At 70.5% G+C, this 9,251-nt stretch carries 8 protein-coding genes; 5 read left to right on the top strand and 3 right to left on the bottom strand.

The window, feature by feature from the left end:
* The 4 genes from B9G49_RS14770 to B9G49_RS14785 all read left to right on the top strand — a co-directional run.
* Positions 1–1,075: thiamine ABC transporter substrate binding subunit (locus B9G49_RS14770; protein ID WP_143414721.1), on the top strand; the 1,075-nt coding region annotated here is incomplete at its 5' end.
* A gap of 27 nt (positions 1,076–1,102) precedes the next feature.
* Entirely contained in the window at positions 1,103–2,899 is a 1,797-nt protein-coding gene (locus tag B9G49_RS14775) for an iron ABC transporter permease (protein ID WP_086216878.1), read from the top strand.
* Complete coding sequence (locus B9G49_RS14780; protein WP_086216879.1) at positions 2,889–4,058, top strand: ABC transporter ATP-binding protein; 1,170 nt, start codon at positions 2,889–2,891, stop codon at positions 4,056–4,058. The genes B9G49_RS14775 and B9G49_RS14780 overlap by 11 nt, the downstream gene beginning before the upstream one ends.
* A 464-nt stretch (positions 4,059–4,522) precedes the next feature.
* Positions 4,523–4,780: a hypothetical protein gene (locus tag B9G49_RS14785; RefSeq protein WP_049932058.1), complete on the top strand. Its 258-nt coding sequence runs from the start codon at positions 4,523–4,525 to the stop codon at positions 4,778–4,780.
* Between the two features lie 47 nt (positions 4,781–4,827).
* Here the strand turns inward: B9G49_RS14785 and B9G49_RS14790 are convergent, their stop codons facing one another.
* The gene (locus tag B9G49_RS14790; RefSeq protein ID WP_086216880.1) at positions 4,828–7,221 is read right to left on the bottom strand and encodes an amino acid permease; all 2,394 of its coding nucleotides are present in this window, start codon (positions 7,219–7,221) and stop codon (positions 4,828–4,830) included.
* 213 nt (positions 7,222–7,434) lie between these two features.
* On the opposite strand from B9G49_RS14790, the gene B9G49_RS14795 reads away from it, so the two are divergent.
* Positions 7,435–8,544 carry an alanine--glyoxylate aminotransferase family protein gene (locus tag B9G49_RS14795; protein WP_049932152.1) on the top strand — a complete coding sequence of 370 codons (1,110 nt, stop codon included), beginning with the start codon at positions 7,435–7,437 and terminating at the stop codon, positions 8,542–8,544.
* Positions 8,545–8,600: 56 nt separating this feature from the next.
* Here B9G49_RS14795 and B9G49_RS14800 read toward each other — a convergent pair whose 3' ends face one another.
* Entirely contained in the window at positions 8,601–8,897 is a 297-nt protein-coding gene (locus B9G49_RS14800; RefSeq protein WP_086216881.1) for a hypothetical protein, read from the bottom strand.
* A 69-nt stretch (positions 8,898–8,966) separates the two neighbouring features.
* Positions 8,967–9,215 (bottom strand): DUF424 domain-containing protein, encoded by a 249-nt coding sequence (locus tag B9G49_RS14805; protein WP_086216882.1) that lies wholly within the window; start codon positions 9,213–9,215, stop codon positions 8,967–8,969.
* Positions 9,216–9,251: the final 36 nt, after the last annotated feature.

The following is a 9,251-nucleotide window of genomic DNA, read 5'->3' on the forward strand; positions in this document are numbered from 1 at the left end:
CAACGGAACCGACGACGGCGGATCGGAGAGCGGCGACGGCGGCGACGAGACGCCGACCCTGACGGTCGCCACGTACACGAACTTCATCGACGCGCCGTCGGTGAGCCCCGGCGAGTGGCTCAAAGAGGAGTTCGAGAGCCGGTACGACGCCACGCTGGAGTGGGCGACGCCCGACAACGAGGTGAACTACTACGTTGAGCGCGCCGCCTCTGGCGCGGGCATCGACGCCGACCTCTACGTCGGGCTCACGACGGAGGACCTCGTCCGCGTCGACGGGGCGCTCGACGAGGACCTCTTCGCCGAGGCGGGCGACGTCGACGGGCGCGACGCGGTCAAGGAGGGACTCCGGTTCGACCCGTTCGAGCGGGCGGTCCCGTTCGACACCGGCTACGTCAGCCTCGTGTACGACAGCACGACCGCAGAGGCGCCGGAGACGTTCGACGGACTGCTCGACGACGAGCACGCGGGCGCGCTCATCGCGCAGAACCCCGGCGGCTCCGCGACCGGGCGGGCGTTCCTCCTCCACACGATCAGCCGCTTCGGCGACGGCGGGGTCGCGAGCGACGGCGACGGCGAGGCCGTCGCGGGCGGGGACGGCGACCCCGACTACGACTACCTCGACTACTGGGCGGAACTCCAAGCGAACGACGTGCGCGTGCTGGGGAGTTGGGACGACGCGTACGCGGCGTGGAGCGAGGGGGAGGCGCCGATCGTCGTCTCCTACTCCACCGATCAGGTGTTCGCGGACATGGAGGGCGCGGACCTCCAGAAGCACCAGATCCGCTTTTTGAACGACCAGGCGTACGCGAACCCGGAGGGGATGGCCCTCTTCGCCGACGCAGACGAGCCCGACCTCGCCCGCGAGTTCATGTCGTTCATGCTGGAGCCGGACGTTCAGGGGGAGATCGCCCAGCGCAACGTCGCGTTCCCGTCGACCGACGGCGCGGAGCTGCCGAGCGACTACGCCGAGCTGGCGAAGGAGCCGGCCGACCCGGTGACGTTCACCTACGACGAGCTCCAGGGCTCGGTCGACGCGTGGGTCGAGGCCTGGGAGCGGCAGTACGCCGGGAACTGATCGCGTGTCCGACGAGGGACCGAGCGCGTGACCGACCACGACGGGCGACTGTCTCGGCTCGGGGAGTGGGCCGAGGCGCGCGCGCTGACGGCGCTCGCGGCCCTCACCAGCGCCGCGCTCGTCGTCGCCTTCTACTACCCGACGGCGACCGTCCTGATTGAGGCGGTCGTCGTCGACGGCGCCGTCACCCTCGGCGCCTTCGCCGAGGTGCTCACCGACCCGTTCTACTTCGGCGAACTCGCCCGGCTGCTGTCGGGCGAGTCCCCGGTCGCGGTCGCGCGGGCGCTCCTCTCGCCGGACCGCCGACTCGGGATCGTCGGCTTCACCGCGTACCAAGCGGTCCTCTCGACCGTCGCGAGCGTCGCCCTGGGCCTCCCGGCCGCCTACCTGCTCGCGCGCTTCGAGTTCCCCGGGCGGCGAACCCTGCGCTCGCTCACCATCGTCCCGTTCGTCCTCCCGTCGATCATGGTGGCGGTCGGGTTCGTCGCCACGTTCGGCGAGAACGGCACGTTGAACGCCGCCCTGACGACGCTCGGACTCCCGCGGGTCGAACTCATGTTCACCCTCGAAGCGGTGGTGATCGCCCACGCGTTCTACAACGCGCCGCTGGTGGCGCGCGTGACGACCGCGGCGTGGGAGTCGGTGGACGCGAGCGCGGTCGAGACCGCCCGCAGCCTCGGCGCTGGGCCGGTCCGGGCGTTCGTCGACGTGGTCGCGCCGCAGGTGTACCCCGCCGTCCTCACGGGCGCGGCGCTGACGTTCGTGTTCACCTTCGGAACCTTCCCCATCGTCCTGGCGCTCGGGGGGTTCGAGCTCGTGACCGTCGAGGTGCTCGTCTACCGGTTGGTGCGGGACCTGAGCTACGCCGAGGCCGCCGTGCTTGCGATCATCGAACTCGCGGTCTCGCTCGGCGTCCTGCTCGCGTACCTCCGGTACGAGGCCCGGCAGTCGACCGGCGCGCGCGGCGCTCGGCCGCTCCCCCGGCGCCCGCTCTCCCCGCCCGCCGCGACGCTCCGCGAGCTGTTGCCGCGGGCCGGGCTGGCCGCCTACGGGGTCGTCGCCGGGGTCGTCTTCCTCGCGCCCATCGCGTCGATGGTCCTCGCGTCGGTGACCGGCGGCGACGGCGCGCTCACGCTCGACCACTACCGATTTCTGGTCGAGCGCCAGCAGACGGGGGCGGCGTTTCAGGTGCGTCCGTGGCCCGCGATCCGGAACTCGCTCGCGTTCGCGACAGGCGCGACGCTGCTCGCGCTCCCGATGGGCGTCGTCGTCGCGGTGTTGACCACGCGGCGGTACCGCGGGCGGACGCTGGTCGACGCGGCCGCGATGGCGCCGCTGGCGGTGTCGGGGATCATCGTCGGGCTCGGTCTCCTGCGGGGGCTCGTCTTCGGCGTCGAGATCGGGGGGTGGCGGATCGCCGCGAGCGGCGCGGCCGCGATCGTCGTCGCGCACGCGGTCTCGGGCTACCCGTTCGTCGTGCGCACCGTCTCGCCCGGGCTCGCCGGGCTGGACCGCTCGCTCGTCGAGTCCGCGCGGGCGCTCGGCGCCTCGCGGGCGCGGGTGATCCGGGACGTGGAGATCCCCCTCGTCTGGCCCGCGGTCGTCGCGGGCGCGGCGTTCGCGTTCGCCGTCTCGATCGGCGAGTTCACCTCGACCGTCGTGCTGGCGACCGGCGCCGACGCGTACACGATGCCCGTCGCGATCGAACGGTTCATCGGGCGGCGGCTCGGACCGGCGACCGCCATGGGCGTCGTCCTGCTCGTCGTCACCGGGGTCAGCTTCGTCGTCATCGAGCGGCTCGGGGGTGACCACCGTGGGCTCTGAACCGAAGTCGGAGTCTGCGCCCGACCCACCGGTCGCGGTCGAACTCGACGGGGTGACGAAGCGCTACGGCGAGACGGCCGCGGTCGACGACGTGCGCCTCCGGGTGCGGGAGGGCGAGTTCTTCACGCTCGTCGGGCCGTCGGGCTGCGGGAAGACGACCACACTCCGCCTGATCGCCGGGTTCGAGGAGCCGACGAGCGGGACGGTCCGGTTCGGCGGCGAGTCGGTCGCCGGCGTGCCCCCGGAGGACCGCGACGTGGGCGTCGTCTTCCAGAGCTACGCGCTGTTCCCGCACATGACCGTCGGAGAGAACGTCGCGTACGGGCTCAACTTCGCCGACCCGCCCGACGGCGTCACGCGCGACGAGCGCGTCGCGGAACTCCTCGAACTGGTCGACCTGCCGGACGCCGCCGACCGCGACCCGGAGAGCCTCTCGGGCGGGCAACAGCAGCGGATCGCGATGGCGCGGGCGCTCGCGCCCGGCCCCGACGTGCTCCTCCTCGACGAGCCGATGAGCGCGCTCGACGCGCGGCTCCGCGAACGGCTCCGCGCGCAGGTGAAGCGGATCCAGTCCGAACTGTCGATTACCACGATATACGTCACGCACGACCAGGAGGAGGCGCTGGCCGTCTCCGACCGCGTCGCGGTGATGAACGACGGGACGCCGGAGCAGGTGGCACCCCCGCGGACGGTGTACCGCGAGCCCGCGACGCGGTTCGTCGCGGAGTTCGTCGGCGACAATAACGTGTTCGCGGGCCGCGTCGTGGAGTCGCTCGGCGAAGGCGAACTCGCGGTCGACGTCGACGGCGGCGACGAGACCCTCCGCGTCGCACCCGGGGGCGGCGGCGATGCGGGGGAGGGCGCGCCCGCGACGAACTCGCCCGAAGTCGGCGACCGGATCGCGTTCTGCGTCCGTCCGGAACACCTGCGCGTCGCGAGCGCGGGTGGAGCAGGAGGCGGCGAGACCGCCGCTCCGGTCGGCGAAAACACGCTGCGCGCGACGGTCGCCAGCGCGGAGTTCCTCGGCGAGACGACGCGCGTCACGCTCGACTGGGGCGACCGCGAACTGCTCGTCCGGACCGTCGACCCCCTCGACGGCGCGGTCGCGGTCGGGTTCGACCCGAGCGACGGACACGTTATCGACGCGGAGCAGCGCTGAATCCCTCACGGTGGCGCGTGCCTGCGAGCGGCCGCCCTCGGCGGCCGCGACGGAGCGCGCGAGGTCGCCGGCGCTACGCGCCGGCTGCCAGAGAATCTTCGATTCTCGCTGGACGCGGTGAGCGCTCGGAGAGCGCGAACCGCGAGGCTGGGGAGGCGTGAGGCGCCGTGCGGTTGCGGTCGGGCGGGACTCAAAGGGGCAGCCGGCGAGGCGGGCGCAGGCGACGTAAGCACCGAACGAGGGAGCGACAGCGACCGAGTGAGGCGCGCAGCGAGCGTGCGCCCGCCTCGCCGGCTGGGGCTTTGAGAGTGTTCGCCGCCGGTCTGCTGATAGTCGGTTATAAACGAGTGGCTGCTGATTGAGCGGTGTTCACCGCAGAGCTGTCAATCGCGTCTCTCCACACAGCGGCGATAATAATTACCGAGGCGACACGCCTTACCCCGCGGACCCCGTGAGAGATGCGTATGGCCTCCGAGGCGTGCGACGTGTGCGAGCGGTCCGTGCGGATCGCCGGCGGGATCGGCGACCTGTGGAACTTCGCGTTCGAGTCGACGCAGGGGCTGACGCTCGAACTCACCGACGGCTCGGAGTTCTTCCTCTGTTTCGACTGTATGGAGCGGCTCCCCGACGACCACGAGCCGACCGCCGAGGACGTCGCCGCCCTCCGGGAGCGCACCGACCCGGTCGAGGACGACGACAACCACTTCTGGCACTGGGGCTGACGGGGATCGTTCGGACGCCACCCGCTATGTAACAGAAATTCGCCGCGTCAGTCTGCCTTCGACTCGTCGCCCGCGCTCGACCCCTGGTCCGCGCCCTCGTCGATCTCGGGCGTCGACGGCTCCGGTCCGACGCCAACCTCCGCTGGCGTCTCCGTCGCGTCCGTCACGTCGTTCGACCGCGCGCCGCTCCCGAACAGCCGGCCGAGGATGCCGCGCTCGCTGCGCGGCTCCGCGAGCAGGACGGAACACTCCACCTCGTTGAGCACGTCCAACACGAGCGACCCGCTGACCAGCCGCGAGAGCAGTCCCTTCTGGGTCGCGCCGATGATGAGCATCGTCGCGTCGCGGGCGGCGCGCTCGATGCTGTTCTCGACGTCGCCGCTTTCGATCCGGAGCGTGGCGTCGGAGAGGTCGTGCGCGTCGGCCCACTCGGTGAGGAACGCGCGGCCCGCCTCCTCGTCGTCCTCGGCGACGTGGAGCAGCGTGACCTCGCCGTCGAACTCGGTCTGGAGCATCTTCGCGACGGCGCCGGAGAGATCCGAGGCCGGACCGCCCGCGGTCGGCACGAGGATGCGCGAGGCGTCGAACCCGCGGTCGCGGAACACGAGGAAGTCCGAGGGGAGCGAGTACGCCAGCTCGTCGACTGCGGACTCGGCGCGCCCGGGCGCCCCGTGAGAGTCCTCGCCCCAGCCCATCACGGTCATGTCGGCGCCGTAGGTGCGCGCGGCGTCGAACACCTCCTCGAACACGCGGTGCGACAGGACGACGTGGGTCTCCACGTCGACGCCGAACGTCTCGGCGTCCTCGCGGGCCTGATCGAGGAGACCGTGCGCCGCCTCGTGGGCGCCGCGGTCCCGGGCCGCCTCCAGCGACGTCTGGTCGGGGACGTTCGCGATGTTGACCGCGACGACGGTGCCGTTCCGCTGCTTTGCGATGGCCGAGGCGAGCGTGATCAGGTGTTCCTCGGTCGCGGGGTTCGCGAGCGGCACCATCACCCTGTAGTCGTCGCCGCTCGGCTGGACCGAGGTCGCCGCCGAGACGGCCTGCTCGGGCAGGTCCTCGGAGCGGTCGAGGATCCACGAGCCGAGCACGCCACGCGCTTCCACCTTCCCGCGGGCGTACAGCAGGTACCAGAGCAGCGCGAAGACGACGAGCCCGGCGGACAGCAGAATGATCGTCGGGTCGATGTAGATTATCAGCGCGAACGACGATATCGTACCGATGATCGGAACGAGCGGGTAGAACGGGACCTCGAAGTCGGGATCGTACCCCTCGACCTCCGACTCGCGCATTACGATGAGCGCGAGATTGAGCAGCCCGTAGACGACGAGGTGGAGGACGGAGCCCATCGTCGACAGCGACTCGACGCTCCCGGCGACGAGGAAGACGAGGATGAGCGCGCCGGTGAGCGCGATCGACTTGTAGGGCGTTCCGAACCGCTCGTGGATCTCGTTGAGCGACGGCGTGACGATCTTCTCGCGGCCCATCGCGAAGTTGATCCGCGACGAGGAGAGGATCGACGCGTTCGCGGACGAGGCGGTCGCGAGGAGCCCGCCGATCAGGAGCATGCTGGCGCCGAGCGCGCCCAGCGAGAAGCCGAACACCTCGTACTGCCCGAAGAGGAGTCTGGCGGCGTCGACGACCGCGGTCTCGTTGTTCGCGACGAGTTCGTTCGGCACCGCCGCGAGGAGGACGAGGAGGAACAGCGCGTAGACGACCGTCACGATGACGACCGAGCCGAGCACCGCGAGCGGGAGGTTGCGGCCGGGATTCTTGATCTCCTCGGCGACCGAGGTGATCTGGACGAAGCCGAGGTACGAGACGAAGATGATCCCCGTCACCGGCAGCACCTGACTCGTCGTTCCCGGCGGGGCGAGCGGCCGGAGCGATTCCATGTCGGCGTTCAGGATGCCGACGACGGTGAAGACGGCGAGGATCCCGAGGAGCGAGAGGACGATGACGATCTGGAGTCCGCCGGTCTCCTTCGCGCCGAAGTAGTTGACCGCGATGAAGAGGAGCGCGCCCGCGAGCCCGATCACCTGCGCCGCCTCCAGCGTCACGAAGCCGATCCCAACCGGACCGAGGCCGATGAGGGCGTTGACGTACTCGCCGAAGCCGTACATGTAGAAGGCGGACGCGAACGCGAGCCCGAGCCAGTTCGCCCACCCCGCGACGGAGCCGAACATCGGCCCGAGCGCGCGGTTAACGTAAAAGTACGCCCCACCGGACTTCGGCATCGCGGTGCCCAGCTCGGAGGCCGAAAGCGCCGTGAACAGGGCGATCACGCCGCCGAGGACGAAGGTGAACGCCGCGAGCGGCCCGGCGCGGGCGACCGCGGTGCCGGGCAGGACGAAGATCCCGGCGCCGATCATCGTCCCGATCCCGATGGTGAGCGCCGCGAGCGGGCCGAGGTCCTTCGCGAGCTCCTCGTCGCCGCTCACGGCGGGCCACCCCGGGCGGTTGCGACTCTCGGTGTGTGTATCATACCATGATTCTCTGCTCTGTGCCTATAAAGACGGTTGATCCGCGCAACTCCACCGCGGTGCCGCCTCGGCCCGCCGCCGGTCGCGCCCGGCGCCGGCGTTCCCGGTTTTTGAACGTAACACAAGGAACATACCCGCACGCGTCCCGGTACGAACTAACAGGTGGATCCCGTGACGAAGAAACGCGAATACCGCGACGACTACGACGAGAAGACGCTGTACATTCCCGGCCCGACGGAGGTCCGCGACGACGTCATCGAGGCGATGGCCGAGCCGATGTTCGGGCACCGGATGGACCGGATGACCGACCTGTACACCACTATCGTCGAGGACACGAAGGAGTTCCTCGGCACCGACCACGAGGTCGTGATTCTCACCGGCTCCGGCACGGAGTTCTGGGAGGCGACGACGCTCAACCTCGTCGACGAGCACGTCCTCGTCCCGACTTGCGGCGCGTTCAGCGAGCGCTACGCCAACGTCGCCGAGCGGCTCGGCAAGGACGTCGACCGGCTAGAGTACGAGTGGGGCGAGGCGGTCAAACCCGCGGACGTGCGCGAGGCGATCGAGTCCGCGGACGCGAAGTACGACATGGTCGCGGGCGTGATGAACGAGTCGTCCACCGGCGTGCGGAACCCGGTCGAGGAGATCGGCGACGTGATCGCCGAGTACCCGGACACGTACTTCGCGGTCGACGCCGTCTCGTCGCTCGGCGGCGACTACGTCGACATCGACGAACACGGCATCGACGTGATCTTCGCGTCCACTCAGAAGGCGTTCGCGATGCCGCCGGGGCTCGCGGTCTGCGTCGTGAGCGACGACGCCTACGACCGCGAGGTCGAGAAGGGCGACTCCTCGTGGTACGGCGGCTTCCGCCGGACGATCGACTACTACGACCGGAAGGGACAGACCCACTCGACGCCCGCCATTCCGATCATGCTGGCGTATCGCAAGCAGATGAAACGCATGCTGGAGGAGGGCCACCGCGCCCGCGACGAGCGCCACCGCGAGATGACGGAGTACGTCCACGACTGGGCCGACGAACACTTCGCGATGTTCCCCGAGGCGGGGTACGAGTCGCAGACGGTCGCCTGCATCGAGAACACGCAGGGGATCGACGTGGCCGCGACGATCGAGGAAGTGAGCGAGGAGTACGACATGGCGTTCTCGAACGGCTACGGCGACCTCGGCGGGGAGACGTTCCGGATCGGCCACATGGGCGAGCACACCGTCGAGAGCGTGAAGGAACTCACCGACGCCATCGAGGACGTCGCCGGGCTCTGATCGGGTTTCGCCTCCCCCGAGTGGGTCGGCTTCCGAGTCGGCCCGTCTCCCGATCCTCAGTCTCCCTCGCGGTCGGCGACGAGTTCGATCCGGTAGATCCGCCCGCCGCTCTCGGTGCGGTCGGCGTCGACGACGACGAAGGCGTGGTCGCCCACGTCGACGATGTCCCCCGTGTCGAGCGGCTCCGTCGGTCCGTCGTCCGGTTCGTCGCCCGGGGCCGCGCCTTCGCCGACGGCGTCCGCGCCGACGCCGAGCGCGGCCTCCCCGCGGTCGATCGCGCGCCGCCAGAAGGCGTCGGACGGCGGCCGCGGCCCCACCCGCGACGCCAGTTCGCTCCGCGTGAGTCGTCTCATCGGATTCGCCTCGTCGCCCGCGCCCTTAGCCGGTTCGGATCCCGGCGAGACGCGGGCGGCGGTGCGCCGCTACAGCCAGAGCAACTGCGCGTGCCGTGTCTCCTCGAACTCCAAGACGGTCTCCTCGTCGACGAGCCCCGCGTCGACGGCGACGCCGACCGCCTCGGTGCCGACGATGTTCGCGACCTGTGCGCGCTGAAGTCCCGCGACGACCTCCTCGGCGGTCGCCTCGACGGCGTCGTCGCCGCCGTAGAACTCCTCCCTCCAGCCGATCACCCCCCCGCCGTAGCCGTACCTCCGCCCCGACCCGGCCGGCACACCAGCCGGCACCTCGCCACCCCCCGCAGTCCCCAC

The sequence above is a fragment of the Halorubrum sp. SD683 genome (assembly GCF_002135045.1).
Taxonomy (GTDB): Archaea; Halobacteriota; Halobacteria; order Halobacteriales; family Haloferacaceae; genus Halorubrum; species Halorubrum ezzemoulense.